The sequence below is a fragment of the Chryseobacterium sp. Leaf405 genome (assembly GCF_001425355.1).
Taxonomy (GTDB): Bacteria; Bacteroidota; Bacteroidia; order Flavobacteriales; family Weeksellaceae; genus Chryseobacterium.
Genome location: NZ_LMQN01000010.1, coordinates 1 through 17,957, shown reverse-complemented (window position 1 = coordinate 17,957; position 17,957 = coordinate 1). Strand labels below are relative to the sequence as shown.

Below are 17,957 nucleotides of genomic sequence, written 5' to 3'. Positions count from 1 at the left end.
AGCCCACTTTAAAAAATAGTCAGATTGCTATTTTTTTAGTTTAAGAAAATCAATTATAACAAACCACTGCCAATGAGTGCGAATGACTGCAACATAATTACAGCCAATAATCACAAGCTATAATTTCACGCCCAAACATTAAAAATTAAAAAATAATGCAAGGGGAAGACGATTTAAGAGGTCTGGCTAAAATAATGGCGTTTATGCGGGCAGTAAGTATCGTTTTGGTGCTGATGCACCTTTATTGGTTTTGCTATGGTTTCTTTTTAGAACGTGAATGGACACTGGAAGTAATCAGCAAGATATTGAGCAACTTTCAGCGCACCGCCGGACTATTTTCGCACACCTTATATACAAAAATATTTGCTTTGGTATTGCTGGCTTTAAGTTGTTTGGGTACTAAGGGAGTTAAGAACGATAAAATAACATGGTCTCAAATTTATACGGCTCTGGGAATAGGTTTTGTTCTTTTTTTTCTGAACACACCATTGTTAAAGTTATCTCCGCAGCTAGGAACATTTCTCTACATTCTAACGATCTCTTTAGGTTTTATAGCGTTAATGATGGCTGGCGTCTGGATGAGTCGCCTGTTGAAAAATAACTTAATGGATGATGTCTTCAACAGTGAAAATGAAAGTTTCCAACAGGAGACCAAGCTACTTTACAACGAGTATTCCGTCAATCTGTCCACCAAATTCTATTATCAGGGCGAATGGCATCAAGGATGGATTAATGTAGTTAATCCTTTTCGTGCTACCATCGTTTTAGGTACACCCGGATCTGGAAAATCCTACGCTGTAGTAAATAATTATATCAGACAGCATATTGAAAAAGGATTTTCGATGTACATCTATGATTTTAAGTTTGATGATTTGTCAACCATTGCTTACAACCATCTTTTAAATCATTCTGATGGTTATACAATCAAACCAAAATTCTACATCATTAACTTTGATGATCCCAGAAAAAGCCATCGCTGCAACCGGTATCGTGCAGATCAGGAAATGCCAGTCCTGAATAAAGAATTTGTATTCCAAAACCCCATGTTGCTTGCCGTATTTTAAGGTGTTATCGATCGATATTACCCATTTTTTCCAGAGCTGTGAGGGCAGCCATACCTACAACAGGAATAGATGCAGCTTGAGGAAAACTAATTTGCGAGGGTTTCTTCCACACCAAAGAAGCAGGAACAGCGATATATTCTGACGACGCACCATCTTTCATTATATTTTTAACTACTCCAAAAACCATGTCACCTTTTTTGAAACAGGAGTTTCCGGCATCTTCTATAATACCTGAAAAATCAGCTCCCGTTTTTTTTGGGAATGAGGAACCTGACATCAGTTTCATTTCACCTTTTCTAATTTTCCAATCCATTGGATTAATGGAGAAAGCCTTTACTTTTACTAAGACCTGATCAGATTTAATCGTTGGTTTGGATTGTTCAGCAGATTGTAATATAGTTGTATTTCCGAATTTTTGATAAACTATTGCTTTCATACTAATTATTTGTTTTAAAATTATAGTACAAATTTGCGAACACGTCAGATGGGAAACTTGTATCAAATCACTGTTGTGATGGAACAAGGTGTTTTTTGAGATTTATAATCATAAGCAAGGCATTAGCATAATGCTGACAACTCTGTATGTTTTAGACTACAATTAAAAGACCTGGATAAAGCATTTAATGAAACACTTGGACCGGCATTTTAAACACCAGATTGAACCAGTTTTCTTTTTTAATAAAATGCCTATCAACAGATAGATGGGGTTTCAGTTTTAATAAGATTTTTTTTAGATCACAAGATCGATAAATGAAAAATGGCAACGCACAAATTTGTGCGTGATTGACTTGATGTACCTAATAAAGTAGTTTTGTACCAACTTATAAATAAAGATATAATGATCAAATTTACGTTTCTGGTACAGAAGCTACCAAACATGAGCCTTGAAGAATTTATAGACTATCACAAAAACAAACATGCTCCTTTGTTCTGCTCAATCCCCGAGACAGAACTTTACGTTAGAAAGTATGTAGTTAATCATCCGATAATCGCTGAAGGTTTTCCTAAGCCCTTATACGATGCTGTGGTTGAAATCTCATTTGACTCTTTTGAAGATTTCAACGCATTTTTCTCGTCAGAAAACTATCTTACAATCGTTCATCCGGATGAACCCAATTTTTTTGACACTGAAAACTATATTGCAATGGCAAACAACGAAACAATCGTTAAACCCGGCAAATAAGCAATAATCTTGTCAGTAATGCACATTTAAGTCACCCGCTTAGATGTGCGTTGATGATTTACAGCATCACGAACTTTCTTATCGCAGACTGGCTAAATAAAGCTGTTTCGTTATAAATAGAGAGTTATTAGCTGACAACCTAGTGTTTTAATAAAATAATGTAAAATAGTCTGCTACTTACATCAGTGAACTACTTCACAATTTAAGTTTTAAAATAAGTATATCGGTTACACAACAATTAAATGAAAGAAAAACCTCAACCAAAATTATTTACTCCTTTTAAGTTGAAAAGCATAGTGTTACGTAATAGAATTGCCGTGCCGCCTATGTGTCAGTATTTGTCAGAAGAGGGTATGCCAAATGACTGGCACATTACCCACTATGCCCAGTTTGCCCGGGGCGGTGCCGGACTGGTCATTGTAGAAGCTACCGCTGTATCTCCGGAAGGACGGATTACACCAGGATGCTTGGGAATTTGGAATGATGAACAGATGGAAAAACATCAAGATATAGCCCTGGCTATTAAAAAAGCAGGAGCATCTCCCGGGATACAGATCGCTCACGCCGGACGGAAAGCAAATTCAAATATACCTTGGGAAGGCAATGATCATATCCCCGAAGGTCATGCCAACAGTTGGGAAATTATTGCACCTTCAGATATTCCTTTTGGGAGAGCTTTATCCAAAGTTCCAAGAGAAATGTCAATAAATGATATACAATGCGTAACAAAAGATTTTGTAAGTGCTGCGAAACGTTCACTGGAAGCAGGATATGAGTGGCTTGAACTACATTTCGCACATGGATATTTGGCTCAAAGTTTTTTTTCTTCCCATACCAATAAGCGTACGGATGAATATGGTGTTGATGTAAAAGGGCGTAGCCGATTTCTATTAGAAATTCTTAAGGCCGTTCGTGAAGTTTGGCCTGATCATCTGCCGTTAACGGCAAGGTTCGGTGTGTTAGAATTTGATGGCAATGATGAGCAGACTGTAATAGAAACAATTGAACTGGTCAAAGAATTTAAAATCATAGGGTTAGACCTTCTGAATGTGAGTTTAGGATTTACTATCGCAGAAACAGATATTCCCTGGGGGCCGGCCTTCATGGCACCAATAGCTGTACGTATCCGCAATGAAACCGGACTGCCTGTAGCTTCTGCCTGGGGATTTGGCGAGCCAGATTTAGCAGAAAAAGCCATTCAGAATGAAGAACTTGATATCGTAATGATTGGCAAGGCGCATTTAGCCAATCCACATTGGACCTTCTACGCTGCATTGAAGTTAGGTCTGGATAAACCTTCATGGGTACTGCCCGTTTCCTATGCTTATTGGTTAGAGAAATATAATGTTTAGGAATTGATGGTAATAGGAGTTGTTCTACATTACACTTTAAAATAATTGCTAATTTTTATATTGACAGATCATAATATGGAGTAATCATTTGTACAAGATCTAAATAGAATTCAAACGGGATGAATTGCGCTATTCTGCCCGTTTGATGCCTTACACAAAATACTTATAAATAAAGACAGCTCTGCTATAAAATCACAGTCATAAACTTGCGATCAAAAGGGTCGGGAATACATGTATCTAGAAAGATCCTAAAAATAAATTAAATCTAATATTTGCTTTACACTACATGTTCAAATTTCGGGTCGTTTTTCATTGCTTTTTCAATGACCAACTGATTTTCCTGTCCCCATCTTTCGATTTCATAAATAAGTGGTAATAGATTTTCTCCAAGTGCCGTAAGTTTATATTCCACTTTACTGAGCTTTCCATCATAAATTTTTTTAGTGATAAAACCATGCAACACCAGTTCCTCCAACTGCCTGTTCATCACACGTCTATCTGCTTTTGGAATCACTCTTTGTAATTCACTGGGGCGCAAAAATCCCTCAGAAATATAATGGATGAGCATCAGTTTCCACTTTCCATTTAGAATTTCTTTAAAATAGTGCAGTCCACAATATAAGCTTACGGGTATTTTTTTTTGATACATATGACATCCATATTTTTGTAAAGCAAATTTACCTTTTTAAATCGACCACTTGAAAGATATGCTTAAAAAAGTGCGCCTCTTTATATTAAATTCACAATTTAGTACCCATATCAGTGGATATGGGTAGTCAATATTTTATTGATCGCTATCGTGATGATATTATTATCTTTTGTATAAATCATTCAAAGAGCTGATGTACGTGTTAAAGGTCATAGTCCTAAAACATCTACATTTAAAATTTTAATTGCTAAAATACCTGGATCAGGTCACTGTTTAATTTTAGGGCTTTGGGGGGCATTCCGAACATTTCATACATATACTTGTTCCATTGTGGGAGGTCATAGAAGCCGGTATCATATGCAATATCAGTGAGGCTTCTTTCTTTCTCTAAGAGCGTCATGTAGATCGCTTTTCGCATCCTAGTCCACAAAAGATACTTTGTCAAGCTGCTTCCAGTTTGCTTTTTAAATAGCGATGCAAGACGTGATGGTGAAAGGAAAACAATATCTTCAAAGGTCTTTGGTGTTATATCAGATTTGAAATAATTATCAGCGATAAACTCTACGATCTTCGTAACACGTTCGTCATAATTCGTAGGGGGCAGATCAGAAACCAAGCGATTGATGAGAGCATTGATATTCAGACTGTCTTTTGGAGTTTTGAAAAACTTACTGGTTTCCGATGGTAGATCAAAGATGATATACTCTTCATTCTCCTCAAATCTACTTGCCAATTCCAACCCTAGATTTGAATAGGGCTCAATGTTTAGAATATTTAATGTTCCTTTTTCTGCTACACAGAAATGAGAAATGTGTGGCTTTATCAAAAAACCATGAATGCCCTCAAATAAAGTTCCGCCAATAAAGTACTCACCTCTGAAACTGCCGTGTGATTTCCGATATTTTTCATGATAATGACTTATTAAAAATTAAATTGTTCTTACTATTTATTACATTCTTATTTTTACAAATACTTCCTCAGATCATCCCATCATCAGCAAATGAAAAATGCGAATCCGAAGTCAGGATCACATGATCCAGCAAATTCATACTCAGAATTTTCGCCGCCTCTTTGATCTGCGCTGTCATTTTAATATCACTGCTCGATGGCTTTAAATTTCCCGAAGGATGATTATGAGCAACAATAATCCCCGAAGCATTACAAAGAAGTGCCGCCTGCATAATAATCCTGACATCTACCAATGTCGAAGAAATTCCGCATTCGGATATTTTCTTAATTCCCAAAACCTTATTTGCCTGATTCAGATATAATGCAAAGAAAGATTCCCTGTAATCTATTTCCTCAGCATCAAAATGTTCTCTGAAAATATCCACAGCATCGACAGAAGATGATACAGACCTTTCACAATTTCCTTTTCTTGAATAGCTCAACTTAATTTCGTTGACAATATTAAATTTCATGTAATTTGCTCCGAGTACGGCGGAGACCTGTTTTTCCCGCACTTGCATTTTAAAAACCTGTAGATTCTGTAAATTGCAGCTTGAAGGAAATTTTGACTTTTTTCTATTCTCTATTTGAATATATCATCTAATGAATTGGATTATAATCGGGTTGGACCAATTGATCTATAATAACTTCTGACGAAGTAGTTTACATAAGTATCTGACCGATCGATTTATAAAAGATTGTTATCAACTGGTCTATTGATATTAAGATCTGATGAGATGATTTATACCAAGAGAATAATAAGGATCAAAATTTCAATGAACTGCGTTTGCATCTTGTGAGGTTCCTGACTTTTTCTATGCAGGTAACCATTCATGCAGGCACAAGGAAAACTGCAATCAACTCCTTGAAAACAATAAGAAAGAACATTGATGAAAGCTTGAAATCTTTTCGCGGAGGGTTTGGAATCTTTGATTCAGGATACCCAAAAAGATTTTTTTCAGCAGTGACAACGGAATATATTTGCTACAGAAAATCAGGAAAGACCTCACAGGCTCAATGAGCATTGCAATCTTGTATCTGATAGATCTGCTGCTGATCAAGAACAGAGATAGTTATCTATCAGGTAGAGTCCTAACCGTTTAATTATTAAAAAAATCTATTGTGAAATATTAAGTATATCATTGTCTGATTTTTTCGGACATTTGAGTGTTGGTTAATAAAATCTATGAAATATACTAGTCGAGCAAAAAAATTCTTTGCAGTTACTTTATCTGTTGGTTATCTGGCTTTGATCTTTTCCTGCTCAGCAAGCAAATCACAGGATGTTATGAGTCATACAACAGATCCGTTATATGGAGAAATTAAAAAATTAGGACAAGAGCTTACTGTAAAAAATAATGTTCCCGGAGCCGCAGTAGCTGTGATACGGGATGGAAAGGTCACCTGGATACAATCAATCGGTTATGCGGACCTTGCAAGCAAAAAACCTGTAACTTCTGAAACGATCTTTAATGTAGGTTCCATATCCAAACTGATCTCTGCGTGGGGCTTTATGCAACTCACTGAAAAAGATCTTGTCAAATTGGACGATCCCGTTGATCCATTGCTATCCCGATGGCATCTGCCGGAATCTGAATTTGACAGATCAAAAGTAACATTAAGACGAATCTTAAGTCATACGGCAGGACTTTCTGTTCATGGCTATGGCGGATCAGACCAGGGAACGCCGCTGCTAAGCTTGGAAGAATCACTGAACGGGAAAACCAAACGGAACGGCGAAACTGTACATCTTATCAGTGAGCCGGGAACTAAATGGGACTATTCCGGAGGAGGTTTCACAGTAGCACAACTGCTTCTTGAAGAGAAGACCAACCAAAGTTTTAGCACCTATATGAAAAATAATATCTTCCTGCCACTTGGAATGAAACATAGCAGTTATGAGTGGACAGCCGAAATGATGGCTAATTCTGCAACGGCATACGATGAGAATGGTAATCCTGTAAAGAACCGGATCTTCACTGAAAAAGCAGCGGCAGGACTTCAGACCACTATCAAGGACCTTGCTCATTTCGCAGAGTTGTCCATTACCCTTGATCCCAAACAACTGAATAAAGTTTTGAGACCTGAAACCATCAAATTAATGGAAACGCCTGTCCTTCCAAATTCCAATGAAGGGGAAAGTGGTCTTGGATATCGGTTCATTAACTACGAAGGTTTCAGAACCATGGGACACACGGGCGAAAATGTAGGATGGAGCGCTGCACTATTTTTGGATCTGCCAACTAAGAGCGGTATCATTGTTTTATGTAATGGATCTAATGGTGATCGGGTCTGGTTTCCAATCTACCAGAGTTGGCTAAAAACATTTAAGATTAAAAATGAATTTTCAAAATAGTCCCTGAAAAAATGATTCTTTAGTGAAGTAAAACTATTAAATACGATAATCAAGTTGTTTCATAAAGTCAATCCACAATACTCTATTTGGTTTTATGGAAAAAATGTATCTATTGATCAGATTCTCTAATTAAAGTCAGTATCTTTATATGTCAAGATAATATTCCACATTGACACTAGCCAGTAAAAATGCTGATCAGATATTTTTGAATATGAGATTATAATTTGACCCGTACAATTTAAAATACATAGAAATGCAGGGACTTGGCAGTCATCTCAGTATTCTCATAAGATGGTGTTCCATTATATGTATATGTTAAAAACGATGCACTGCAAAGAATATGAGTGAGATTGCACCTTTCATGCCTTTGCATATTTCATCCTCTTCATTAATTGAGTGGTATGATAGCCGTCCAAAGAAGAGCCGGCAATGGATCCTGCCTTTTCGATATCGAGAACGCCACTTTCTCCCCAAACTTCAGACGGGAAAAGCAAATGCTTAATTTCGCCAATAACGAGAAGCGTATTATTAGTTTTCACAGAGATAATTTCTTTTAACTCCAGACCAATTTGAATATTAGATTCCCTTACAAAGGGTGCAGGGAAAAAAAATTTATAATCTGTAGTCAAGCCCGTGGCTTCAAATTCCGACTCATCCCTCTTATATCTTGCAGACGTTTGATGTGCATTTTCAAAAATCTCTTTGTTGACGTGATTAATGGTGTAATAAGCCGTTTCCCTTATATTTTCAATGGTATGTTTCTCAACCGAATCCGGACGCGAGATAAAGCCCATCAAAGGAGGATTTGCTCCGATGTGTACTACAGAATTAAAGATAGCTACGTTATTTTGTCCGTGTTTGTTTACGGTTCCAATTAAATTAAGACTTTTAAAACCGCTTAATGAATTGATCAGTGCTATCCTTTTTCTATCTTCTAAATCTCCGATCTGGCAATTGTCTAAATGGGTTAACATCATTAGGATTTAATTAAATATTAAAATTATGATTTAAATAACTTACTTTTTTGTCAACAGTTTAACGACAGTATTTAACGCAAGAAATACTGCAGTAAAAATGGCAACATAATAAACAGTCCCGTTAAAATTTTTATTGGCTACTGCAATTGCGACCAATGCCCACACTGCAACCAGTACGAAAGAGATCATATTTCGTTTCCAAAGCATATAAAGGTGAATAAGCGCAGCTGCGACAAACATTATAATCGTCCAGATCGTTTCGGAAATTCCAAATCCTGACCACTCTATCTTTTTCAGGTAGGCTGCGACATCCGCAATTAAAGCTACCGAGATCCAGCCTGAGTAGATATAAAACGGCAGGCGGAGAAATAATAGTGTCTGCAGGTTTCCGGCCTCGATTGTTCCCTTGTTGTTTAAAATAATTTTCATCAGAGAAATAAGAAGTATAACCATGATCGGAATGGTAAGAAGTGTATATTCATAAAGCCAGGTAACAACCCAGAGACAATTTGCCACACAGGAAACAACAAACCACCAACCGGTATTTCTTATCGTTTTTTCCTTTGCATCGGTGTTTTTTGTAAACGGACCAAAGTAAATTACAAAGCCGAAAAGTGCAAGGTAAATCAGTCCCCAGATGGAAAATGCATACCCCGCAGGTGTAAAGAGATTTTGATACTTCCCTGAAATACTGGCCATTGTTTCATCATTGAAAAATCCGGTATTGGAAAGGTAGTTAACAAAAATTGTTACGACCAACGCAACCACATTTAAAATTTGGAAAGTTTTTACCATAATTGATCCTTTTGGAGATGTATTAGATTTTATTAACGAGTTAAGTTAATTAAATTTCCTCAATGAAGAAACATCAAATAGAAAATTGTGCCCTTTTCTGTGTAATTAAATTCTGATTTGCTGACACCATAAAAAATGTAACTTTAAAAAATAATTAAAATCTGAATGTATTCAATTTTGGAAAAATTTATCGTGAGCAAAGGCGAGATCTCTCCGGCCAGACTGGAACGTATCAAATCCTGTTTTAAATTACTGAAAACAAAGAGAAACGAAATTTTGATTGAGTACGATCAGGTTTGTAAATATTACTACTTTATCAATAGCGGATGTATCAGACTTTTCACCTCTACGAAAGATGGTTCAGACAGTTCCCGTTATTTTGCCTTTGAAGGCAACTTTGCCACAGCATTACCCAGTTTTATAGACCAGAAACCTGCTGAAGAATATCTGCAAACAATTGAAAAATCAGAATTACTCTATATTTCAAGAAAGGATTTTTATCATCTTGTGGATACAATACCTGAGTTTTCAAAAATATACACCGAGATCCTGGAACTTGGATTTATCACCGCGCAGAAAAGGATCTACGGATTTCAGGGATTTGATGCTATGGAAAAGGTAAAATGGCTGATTGAATATCAACCACAACTTTTACTTCGGGTATCCAACAGGATGGTTGCCTCTTATCTGGGCATCTCACCTTCGACGCTGAGCAGAGTAAAATCAAAGTTGTAAAAACGTTGACGTAGAGCAACGTTTTTGATTTTCAGACGGTCTAACTTTGCAGAAAAAGTTTTGAAAGTTTCCTTCTTTGTGATGATATTCATTTGATCTGTTGTTTTTACAAAGAAGCCGGAACAGTCAGCTACTGCATCTAAATAATTAAAAAAAATATATCAAAATGAAATCATTTTTCCTTACCATTCTTGTCACGCTTTTCTCTGTCAGCGCTTTTGCACAGAACAAAGATTTTCAGCTTTCCACACATATTCTGGACGTTTCCAAAGGTCTTCCGGCTCCAGACGTTACCATAAGACTGGAAAAATTCAATGAGCAATCTAAACTCTGGATCTATGTAGACGAAAAAATAACAGATGCAAATGGCAGAATTCCCAATTTTCTTCCTTTATCTCATCCAAACACAGGTATATATAAACTGATCTACCTGACCAGCGATTATTTCAAAAAAAGCAAAACAGAAAGCTTTTACCCATTTATTGAAGTAGTATTTGAAATAAAGGATAAAAATCATTACCATGTTCCCATTACCCTTTCACCTTATGGCTATTCGACTTATCGAGGAAGTTGATCTCTTATGCAACGAACAAATCCTCTTCTTGATACCGCATAATCAATTTATTTTTTAAACAAGAACATAAATTTGCTGTACTCCAACAAATATTATCATTTGAAACAATTATTTTTTGTTGCGGTCTTCTACTTTTAAGTAAATCTTAATGGATTGGTAAAACCTTCAAAACATTACTGTGCAGATTCAACATTCGGGCAGGTACAAGGAAAACTGTAATCAATACCTTGAAAACAATAAGAAAGAACATTGATGGAAGCTTGAAATATTTTTGCGGAGAATCGTAATTCATTCAAACAAAAATGAAGTATTCAAAAACCTAAGCCGTCTTTATGGTGAATTCCAGACAGGCTTTTCATAATAATTTTACCATGAACATCTCCACAAAACACAATGGTGTACAATCGATACTATTTTTCAACAGAATATTAATGTCAATCTCAAATAATCGATAAAATCAAAACAGAAAATTATTAAAATCTTTCTGATATTGAATTTGTTTTCTGCTGGAAAATTCATATTTTAGATTAGTTTTTATAAATTTGTAATAATATGTCTCAACACGATTATCAAAATTTTTTCGAAAAACTTACTGAAATTGAGAAAAAAAACAGTCCTAAAGAATTATTCTTTAAGGGTGATTTTTCTTTATTGGAAGTTGAAAGAAGAATATCGGTGGTAGGTTCGAGAGATCTATCAGAATTAGGGAAACGAAGAGCACGAAAAATTACCAAATTTTTAGTTGAGAATAATTTTATAGTAGTGAGTGGATTGGCTGAGGGTGTTGATACTGTTGCCCATGAGACAGCTATAGAAAATGGTGGTAAGACAATAGCAGTTATAGGAACACCTCTCAACAAATACTTTCCGGCAAAAAATAAGCATCTTCAAGACGAAATTGCCAATCATCATCTTTTGATTTCTCAATTTCCGGAAAATTATAATGTCACACCAAAAAATTTCCCAATTCGTAATCGTACGATGGCATTGATCAGCGATGCTACCATTATAATTGAAGCAAGCGAGAAAAGCGGTACTAAACATCAGGGATGGGAAGCCTTAAGATTGGGTAGGGAGTTATTTATAATGGAAAATATTATAAGTGAAAAAAATATAAGCTGGGCTAAAGAGATGTTAGAATATGGCGCGCAGATTCTTACCAATGATAATTATCAATTTTTGATAAGTGAAATCCCATATCTAACATCAAAAACAGATTATGCTTTCTGAGTTTGAATACCTCACTTCCCTTGTGTATTCACCCAGAGGAAATTCCGAAAATGCTTTAAAATCAAAAAAGCTTCTGGGGTTGTGTAAAAATGGAAATCCAAAATTTAGCGATGCTCTTGTGAGCTTCATTCTAAAAAATGGTTTGGAAAACTATTTTAAAAATGCTGTTCTAATTCCCATTCCACGTAGCTCTCCCACAGTTGAAGGCTCAGTATTTCCTTCAAAGGTTATTTCAGATACCTTATTAAAGAACAACATTGGAAATAGTGTTTGGACCTGTCTTAAGCGAACTAAGGCAATTCCAAAATCAAGCAGTCAGTATGATGCAAACTCAAGGAACAGCGTTGCGACGCATCTTGATAGTCTGTCAGTAGAAAACATCTTAATTATGGAGCCCGAAATCGTTCTTATTGATGATGTTTTTACTCAAGGAAGGACTGCAATGGCCTCTGCTATGAAGATTCAGAATATGTTTCCTGATAAAAAAATTAAAATATTTTGTCCATTCAGGACAAAAAGCTTTGAAGACCAAAATATTTTAGAGAACATTGATCATGGAAAAATGCTACTTTCACCAAATGGCAAGGTCATATTGCCTGATTAAAAAGGTTTGTCATCTTCTTCATAACTGATAACATTACCGCTGTCACCTATATGCAATAAATTAATCATATTTTCCTGCTCCTTCGGCACTATCTTATGCTTTAAGAGACAATCATAGATTGTCTCTACTGTCAAGACAGAAAGGTAACCTAATTCAGTAGGATTTTTATCAAAAACCAAAGATTCTACTATCACTCCCAGGACATTTTCATCAATTAAGCATAGTCCACCGCTGAAACCTGCTCTGGCCATACTTGAAACAATAAAATGTGGATGAAATCCATTGTATTTATCGACCACAGCATTTATTTCCGCCGTTGACACAAATAATATTGGTCCTTGCGAGAACGGAATTTTAGGATAACCCATGATAGTCACGGGCCAGAGCAAAAACTGAGCGTCATAAATCCAGTCATTCAAATGTCCCCCTAATTCCACAAAAACATTATCATTTTCTTCTACAACAAAAATAGCAACATCTACATCTTCATCCGGATGATAGAATGGTCCGGATTTTATCGTTAATTCTTTCGCATCTATATTTTTAAATCTACCTTCTTTGCCATGTATTGTAATGTTTCCCTTGTCGTCCGGGACATTATAGCTTTCTGTCGTAGATATATGTAGAATAATATTTTTATCAACTACATGTCTTGCAGTTACGTATACACCACTTCCGATATGAAATGCGGAACCTATTCCTATGTCTCCATGATGATCTCTAACTTCAATATACGCCATTGCACCACGAAATTTTTGATAGCTATTTTCTCTCATAATATAAAGTTGTTTGGTTGAAGTTTCTAAATGCCTTGTTCTATAATATAAATTTATACTTTAAGATAGTCTTTATTGAGACTGTTATTTTAATAATTTTCTTTCTTAATCTCGTTAAAGAAACTAAAAATTATTTTATCTTCTTGTAATCCTTTCCAAAAACCGAAGCAAAAAAAATATATTTTTTAAATTTTGATTTTTTTAATTAAATTAATAGCTGTTTCCCATTTTGAAAAGATCTCAATCGGTTTGGGATATTCCGAAATATCGTATTCCCATGGAATCAGTACTTCAATATCATTGCAGTTTTTTAATTCCGGAATCCATTCCCTTATAAAATCCTGTGCCTTATATTTATTGGATTGATGGATGGGATTGGTGTAATAGATCTCGAAAGCCTGCATATGCCAGTTCATCCAGTTTGAACTCACGTCGTAGTCGATCAGTCTGCTTTCAAAATATGCGGCTCCCCATGTCCAGTCAATATTCAGATCGTGCACGAAGTAACTGGCGCAGTTGACACGACCGCGGTTGCTCATATATCCGGTTTCATTTAACTGCCTCATATGTGCATCCACAAATGGAATTCCGGTTTTCCCGTCACACCATCTTTTGAAATTTTTCTGATTATTTTCAAAGCGGATTTTTTTATTCTTATAGCCTTTCGTTTTGAAAATCTTATTACCGAATTTCATTCCTTTAAATGTAAAAAAGTCCCTCCACACCAACTCAAAAACAAGCCACCAGGTACTTTGATTTTTTTTAATTTTGTCTTCGTATTCTTTGACCGTTTCAAATATCTCCCTCGGAGATATGCAACCTAAGGCTAAATATGGAGATAACTTCGAACTGTAATCCAATCCTTGAGAACGGTTTCTCGTCCATCTGTATCCCGTCAAAAGCTCAGATTTGAAAGTATAATACTGAAGTCTCTTTAATGCTTTTGTCTCCCCGCCTTCTAAGACAGGTTTGGCAGAATCATATTCTTTTTTGGTGAAACCAAACTTTTTATAGGACGGAAACTTGGTGCTCTTCACCTTTTTCACGCTATCCAATTGTGTCGGTTTCTTCAACGTTTTTCTTGGTTCGGACTCTTTCCCCGCAGGAATTCTGTATGCTTTGCTCGATAAAGGAATATCTGCAATAGAAAAAGGAATATCATCTTTATGATATAGGGTCTTTCCCCAATAGAAATGAAAATCAATCGACGGTAGACTGTCTTGAATCCTTTTAATCAGATTGAGCTCCTCGCTCGCATATTCTTCCTCCGCATAAATATCTGAAATATCATATTTCTCTACCAATTCGGGCAAAAGTTGAGCAGCTGAATCTGAACCTATCAGCAAATGGGCGTCTAATTTGTCCAGATGATTCTGTAAATCTACAACAGACTGTTCCATAAATTTAAACCGATTGATATCACACTTTTTAAATCCTAAATCCAGTTTTTTGAAGTTACTTTTTTCTATGGCATAGCAGAAAATAAGTTCATCACATTCCTCAATTGCTTTTGTCAACGCTTCATTATCGTGAAGCCTTAAATCATTTTTAAACCAAAGCAATCCTGTTTTCATAGCAGTTTTTTTTGAAATGATAACAAATTCAAAGCCTTTTAATCTTTAATTGATTCAATCTTTTACTTTTCAGGTCTCTACGGCGTACTTTTTGACATGAGATCAGGAAATATCTTACTATGAACATCAGATCTCTATTTTATACTTCCTCCATTATCTTGCTTGCAGGAATTACGTCAATACAGTGCAGCAACAGTGATGACAATGATGACACTTCAAATCCTTCCGAATCTACAGTCTATGCCGCAGGCCGCGAAGGCTACAAAGCAAAATACTGGAAAAACGGAACCGCAGTGTTATTAGGAAAAGGATCAGGCAGTTCCGACGTTACAGGTATGACCGTTGTAGGAGATGATGTACACAATGTAGGATTCGAAATAAACTCAGCCGGTAAATATGTGGCCAAGTACTGGAAAAATGGTATTGCTACAGATCTAACAGACGGATCCAGAGATGCTTATGCCAACGATATTTTTATCAGCGGCAATGATGTCTATATTGCAGGGCAGGAAATGAAGCCAGGTGAAAACACATATGCAGCAAAATACTGGAAAAACGGGATAGCAGTTAATCTTACTGATGAAGCGCAGAACGTTATTGCCACAGGCATTGCGGTAGTTGGAAACGATGTCTATGTTATTGGCGAACGCAGAATGCAGAATTGGCTTACTCCCGTTACCTGCTATTGGAAAAATGGTCAGAGAAGTGATCTATCAGACCTTACCACCACAGCCGATGACCAGGATATTACCGTATCGGGCAGCGATGTGTATATGATGTGGTCTGTCGCTTATAATAACTCAGGACAACTACAAACCCGATACTCTAAAAATTTAGCAGCCCCAACGCTTATTCAGGATGGAACTTCATATGCGGGCGGTACAAGCATTGCGGTTAAAGGAAACGATGTCTACATTGCAGGAACTGGCATCTTGCCTAACAGCCAATCACTGGTTTCCAAATACTGGAAAAATGGTTCACCCGTTATATTGGGTTCAAACGATTCTGCCGCATTAAGCCTCGATGTTTCCGGTGATGACATTTATGTTGGAGGTTATCAAACAGTTGCAGGCGGAGGATCTGAAGCCGTTTATTGGACAAACGGAAAAGCACAGCAGATCACAAGCGGTACAGCAAGTGGAATGATCAGACAGATATTTGTGAAGCAACAATAACTTAAAACAGCATTGCGCTAAGAATGAGTGATATATTAATCTTGAAGGTTATCCTTGGAGGATAACCTTTATTATGATTGGTACTTACAAGAAAATTTGTTGATTACTAAAATACTACGATTTCTAATCCTGATCTTTGCAAACACCAACGTTTCATAAATGCATAAAATAACCAATTCTACAACAGACTGATTCAGTTGATAGATTTCTTTATTTTCAAACGTCAGATCAATATCAAATTATTTTGTCACTTTCTTATGCTTTGCACCCCAGTTTTCCAACTGCCGCCAAATTGGAATTAAATCGGTTGCAATTTCCGTCAGTTCGTAATCTACCCTTGGCGGAACCTCGACATAAACCGTACGTTTTACCAATCCTTCTTTTTCAAGATCACTCAATTGAAGCGTAAGCATCCGTTCGGTTATGTTTGGAATTAGTTTTCTGATTTCGCTAAATCTTAGTTTACCGTCTTCCAATTTACACAAGATTATCAACGTTTTGCCGCTTCTCGTCAGTTGCGAACTTCGGAACTTATTATTTTCTGTTAAAAATAAAAATTCTTGCGAAACGTGAACTTAACAACAAAATTCGCAAATTGCGAGAAACGGCTGTTAGCGGTGCGGCTTTATTTTTTCTTTTATGTCAATTGGCTTCTAGCCCGTTTAATTTTACGACCTTCATATATTGGTCATTTACTTCACCTATAATTTTTGGCGAATAGTACTTATCAACACTTAAAAAAGACATTTTTTAAATTCGTTTTTTAAACAGTTTGCCTTCTACAATTTTGCCCTCTCTTTTGGCAAGGTAATAAAGAATAATACCAATTATTAGTAGGAATGATACCGTAAATATTGAACCTTCAATACCAACTGCACCTCCAGATAATATTTCAGGACCTGTAAATTTAGATTGAATGATACTACCCATATCATTTGTCCCTGTAAGATTGGAGCCATAAAAAGGCTGAGCAAAATTCCAACCTAAATGGAAGAAATAAGGTAGCCATATTCTTTTGGTATATATAAACATCATAGCCATTGTAAACCCCCAAATCAAATATGAAAAAAAACTAAAAAGGTTTGCATTAGGGTTAAAAATGTGTTGTAATTCTACCAACATTGCAACAACAATAGCTATGTGAGTACCTAACCAATTTTCCATTACCCTTACGATTAATCCTCTATGAAATAAGTCTTCAACTATCGCAGCAAATATTAGTACAGTGAACATCCTTGCGGTGTAGTGATTACTAGTAATATTAAAAGCCTCGTAGTACCTCAATAAATATAAAATGAAAATAGATAATGAAATTGTCAAAAAACCAAAAGCAAATCCCCCAAACATTTCTTTGGGTAAATGTTTTAATGATAGTTCTGTAATTTCTCTTTTATCATATAAGCGGAATAAATAGTAATAGCTAACTAATAATAGTATTGAAGCAATAAAAATTATAATTGGGTCAGCAATACTTTTAGCTTGAATAATGCTATAAAAAAATGGTTTTAATACAAAGTTTTGTATAACTACAAATAATGAAAAACAAGCGCTAATTCCTATAATAATTTTAGTAACTGGGAAATACAAGATTTTTTTGATTGATTGATTCATAATTGATTGATGATTGATTGATTTGACGAAAAGAATGGGAATTTGTTACAAGAAAATAGATTTGAAATTTTCCGCACGTTTTTTAAGCTGACCGCCAGAAGCTAATGCTCACTGCCATTTTTATTTTTATGATCACCGGAATTGTATCGTCCTTTTCACCACCTTACTGGCTGTTAATGCTAGTGAGGATTTTACCCGCCTTTTTGCAACCTGTTTATATTGCAACAGCTTTGGCGGTAGCCGTTTCAAAAGCAGATAAGAAACGGGAAAATGAACTAATGAGTATTGTATTTAGCGGTGTAGCTATCGCAATGGTTACCACGGTTCCTTTTGCTTTCAGAAAAACAGGATTTG

Annotated in this window: 17 protein-coding genes and 3 pseudogenes; 10 read left to right on the top strand and 10 right to left on the bottom strand. The window is 35.9% G+C overall.

Annotated elements, in window-relative coordinates:
• Positions 1–155: 155 nt before the first annotated feature.
• A pseudogene (locus ASG22_RS05890) lies at positions 156–998 on the top strand (YWFCY domain-containing protein); the annotation flags it as partial.
• Between the two features lie 70 nt (positions 999–1,068).
• Here ASG22_RS05890 and ASG22_RS05885 read toward each other — a convergent pair.
• A complete protein-coding gene (locus ASG22_RS05885) occupies positions 1,069–1,500 on the bottom strand; it encodes an alcohol dehydrogenase catalytic domain-containing protein (protein ID WP_055981990.1) in 432 nt (143 codons plus the stop codon).
• Between the two features lie 402 nt (positions 1,501–1,902).
• Between ASG22_RS05885 and ASG22_RS05880 the strand changes: the two genes are divergently transcribed.
• Both ASG22_RS05880 and ASG22_RS05875 read left to right on the top strand, forming a co-directional pair.
• A complete protein-coding gene (locus ASG22_RS05880; protein ID WP_034979310.1) occupies positions 1,903–2,247 on the top strand; it encodes an EthD domain-containing protein in 345 nt (114 codons plus the stop codon).
• A gap of 242 nt (positions 2,248–2,489) precedes the next feature.
• Positions 2,490–3,599, top strand: coding sequence for an NADH:flavin oxidoreductase/NADH oxidase (locus tag ASG22_RS05875; RefSeq protein ID WP_055981988.1), 1,110 nt, complete (start codon positions 2,490–2,492; stop codon positions 3,597–3,599).
• Positions 3,600–3,876: 277 nt separating this feature from the next.
• Here the strand turns inward: ASG22_RS05875 and ASG22_RS05870 are convergent, their stop codons facing one another.
• The 3 genes from ASG22_RS05870 to ASG22_RS05860 form a co-directional block, all read right to left on the bottom strand.
• A complete protein-coding gene (locus ASG22_RS05870) occupies positions 3,877–4,248 on the bottom strand; it encodes a winged helix-turn-helix transcriptional regulator (protein WP_055981985.1) in 372 nt (123 codons plus the stop codon).
• Between the two features lie 247 nt (positions 4,249–4,495).
• Positions 4,496–5,074 carry a helix-turn-helix domain-containing protein gene (locus ASG22_RS05865; protein WP_202966693.1) on the bottom strand — a complete coding sequence of 193 codons (579 nt, stop codon included), beginning with the start codon at positions 5,072–5,074 and terminating at the stop codon, positions 4,496–4,498.
• Between the two features lie 151 nt (positions 5,075–5,225).
• The gene (locus ASG22_RS05860; RefSeq protein ID WP_055982044.1) at positions 5,226–5,669 is read right to left on the bottom strand and encodes a JAB domain-containing protein; all 444 of its coding nucleotides are present in this window, start codon (positions 5,667–5,669) and stop codon (positions 5,226–5,228) included.
• 713 nt (positions 5,670–6,382) lie between these two features.
• Here ASG22_RS05860 and ASG22_RS05850 point away from each other — a divergent pair.
• Positions 6,383–7,552 carry a serine hydrolase domain-containing protein gene (locus ASG22_RS05850; protein ID WP_055981975.1) on the top strand — a complete coding sequence of 390 codons (1,170 nt, stop codon included), beginning with the start codon at positions 6,383–6,385 and terminating at the stop codon, positions 7,550–7,552.
• A 359-nt stretch (positions 7,553–7,911) separates the two neighbouring features.
• Here the strand turns inward: ASG22_RS05850 and ASG22_RS05845 are convergent, their stop codons facing one another.
• Together ASG22_RS05845 and ASG22_RS05840 are read right to left on the bottom strand one after the other, a co-directional pair.
• Positions 7,912–8,529: a flavin reductase family protein gene (locus tag ASG22_RS05845; protein ID WP_055981973.1), complete on the bottom strand. Its 618-nt coding sequence runs from the start codon at positions 8,527–8,529 to the stop codon at positions 7,912–7,914.
• Positions 8,530–8,568: 39 nt separating this feature from the next.
• Entirely contained in the window at positions 8,569–9,324 is a 756-nt protein-coding gene (locus tag ASG22_RS05840) for a hypothetical protein (RefSeq protein ID WP_055981970.1), read from the bottom strand.
• A gap of 177 nt (positions 9,325–9,501) precedes the next feature.
• Here ASG22_RS05840 and ASG22_RS05835 point away from each other — a divergent pair, with 177 nt between their 5' ends.
• The 4 genes from ASG22_RS05835 to ASG22_RS05820 all read left to right on the top strand — a co-directional run bounded on the left by ASG22_RS05835 (position 9,502) and on the right by ASG22_RS05820 (position 12,467).
• Complete coding sequence (locus ASG22_RS05835) at positions 9,502–10,059, top strand: Crp/Fnr family transcriptional regulator (RefSeq protein WP_238586862.1); 558 nt, start codon at positions 9,502–9,504, stop codon at positions 10,057–10,059.
• Between the two features lie 166 nt (positions 10,060–10,225).
• Positions 10,226–10,633 carry a hydroxyisourate hydrolase gene (gene uraH / locus ASG22_RS05830; protein ID WP_055981964.1) on the top strand — a complete coding sequence of 136 codons (408 nt, stop codon included), beginning with the start codon at positions 10,226–10,228 and terminating at the stop codon, positions 10,631–10,633.
• A 552-nt stretch (positions 10,634–11,185) separates the two neighbouring features.
• Positions 11,186–11,863, top strand: coding sequence for a DNA-processing protein DprA (locus ASG22_RS05825; protein ID WP_055981960.1), 678 nt, complete (start codon positions 11,186–11,188; stop codon positions 11,861–11,863).
• A complete protein-coding gene (locus tag ASG22_RS05820) occupies positions 11,853–12,467 on the top strand; it encodes a hypothetical protein (RefSeq protein WP_131726154.1) in 615 nt (204 codons plus the stop codon). Before ASG22_RS05825 ends, ASG22_RS05820 begins: the two co-directional genes overlap by 11 nt.
• Here ASG22_RS05820 and ASG22_RS05815 read toward each other — a convergent pair.
• Together ASG22_RS05815 and ASG22_RS05810 are read right to left on the bottom strand one after the other, a co-directional pair.
• Complete coding sequence (locus ASG22_RS05815; protein WP_055981954.1) at positions 12,464–13,243, bottom strand: trypsin-like peptidase domain-containing protein; 780 nt, start codon at positions 13,241–13,243, stop codon at positions 12,464–12,466. The two genes, ASG22_RS05820 and ASG22_RS05815, sit on opposite strands and share 4 nt — an antisense overlap.
• A 185-nt stretch (positions 13,244–13,428) precedes the next feature.
• Complete coding sequence (locus tag ASG22_RS05810) at positions 13,429–14,817, bottom strand: DASH family cryptochrome (protein ID WP_055981951.1); 1,389 nt, start codon at positions 14,815–14,817, stop codon at positions 13,429–13,431.
• Between the two features lie 119 nt (positions 14,818–14,936).
• Here ASG22_RS05810 and ASG22_RS05805 point away from each other — a divergent pair, with 119 nt between their 5' ends.
• Positions 14,937–15,992 carry a hypothetical protein gene (locus ASG22_RS05805; RefSeq protein ID WP_055981948.1) on the top strand — a complete coding sequence of 352 codons (1,056 nt, stop codon included), beginning with the start codon at positions 14,937–14,939 and terminating at the stop codon, positions 15,990–15,992.
• A gap of 239 nt (positions 15,993–16,231) precedes the next feature.
• Here ASG22_RS05805 and ASG22_RS05800 read toward each other — a convergent pair.
• Both ASG22_RS05800 and ASG22_RS05795 read right to left on the bottom strand, forming a co-directional pair.
• A pseudogene (locus ASG22_RS05800) lies at positions 16,232–16,486 on the bottom strand (winged helix-turn-helix transcriptional regulator); the annotation flags it as partial.
• 256 nt (positions 16,487–16,742) lie between these two features.
• Entirely contained in the window at positions 16,743–17,603 is an 861-nt protein-coding gene (locus ASG22_RS05795) for a CPBP family intramembrane glutamic endopeptidase (RefSeq protein WP_055981945.1), read from the bottom strand.
• A gap of 128 nt (positions 17,604–17,731) precedes the next feature.
• Here ASG22_RS05795 and ASG22_RS05790 point away from each other — a divergent pair.
• Positions 17,732–17,957 (top strand): annotated as a pseudogene (locus tag ASG22_RS05790) (MFS transporter); the annotation flags it as partial.

What these genes read in the sequence shown, in the direction of transcription:
- ASG22_RS05885 (WP_055981990.1), bottom strand. Translation starts at nt 1,500, where the DNA reads ATGAAAGCAATAGTTTATCAAAAATTCGGAAATACAACTATATTACAA.
- ASG22_RS05880 (WP_034979310.1), top strand. Translation starts at nt 1,903, where the DNA reads ATGATCAAATTTACGTTTCTGGTACAGAAGCTACCAAACATGAGCCTT.
- ASG22_RS05875 (WP_055981988.1), top strand. Translation starts at nt 2,490, where the DNA reads ATGAAAGAAAAACCTCAACCAAAATTATTTACTCCTTTTAAGTTGAAA.
- ASG22_RS05870 (WP_055981985.1), bottom strand. Translation starts at nt 4,248, where the DNA reads ATGTATCAAAAAAAAATACCCGTAAGCTTATATTGTGGACTGCACTAT.
- ASG22_RS05860 (WP_055982044.1), bottom strand. Translation starts at nt 5,669, where the DNA reads ATGAAATTTAATATTGTCAACGAAATTAAGTTGAGCTATTCAAGAAAA.
- ASG22_RS05850 (WP_055981975.1), top strand. Translation starts at nt 6,383, where the DNA reads ATGAAATATACTAGTCGAGCAAAAAAATTCTTTGCAGTTACTTTATCT.
- ASG22_RS05845 (WP_055981973.1), bottom strand. Translation starts at nt 8,529, where the DNA reads ATGATGTTAACCCATTTAGACAATTGCCAGATCGGAGATTTAGAAGAT.
- ASG22_RS05840 (WP_055981970.1), bottom strand. Translation starts at nt 9,324, where the DNA reads ATGGTAAAAACTTTCCAAATTTTAAATGTGGTTGCGTTGGTCGTAACA.
- uraH (WP_055981964.1), top strand. Translation starts at nt 10,226, where the DNA reads ATGAAATCATTTTTCCTTACCATTCTTGTCACGCTTTTCTCTGTCAGC.
- ASG22_RS05825 (WP_055981960.1), top strand. Translation starts at nt 11,186, where the DNA reads ATGTCTCAACACGATTATCAAAATTTTTTCGAAAAACTTACTGAAATT.
- ASG22_RS05820 (WP_131726154.1), top strand. Translation starts at nt 11,853, where the DNA reads ATGCTTTCTGAGTTTGAATACCTCACTTCCCTTGTGTATTCACCCAGA.
- ASG22_RS05815 (WP_055981954.1), bottom strand. Translation starts at nt 13,243, where the DNA reads ATGAGAGAAAATAGCTATCAAAAATTTCGTGGTGCAATGGCGTATATT.
- ASG22_RS05810 (WP_055981951.1), bottom strand. Translation starts at nt 14,817, where the DNA reads ATGAAAACAGGATTGCTTTGGTTTAAAAATGATTTAAGGCTTCACGAT.
- ASG22_RS05805 (WP_055981948.1), top strand. Translation starts at nt 14,937, where the DNA reads ATGAACATCAGATCTCTATTTTATACTTCCTCCATTATCTTGCTTGCA.
- ASG22_RS05795 (WP_055981945.1), bottom strand. Translation starts at nt 17,603, where the DNA reads ATGAATCAATCAATCAAAAAAATCTTGTATTTCCCAGTTACTAAAATT.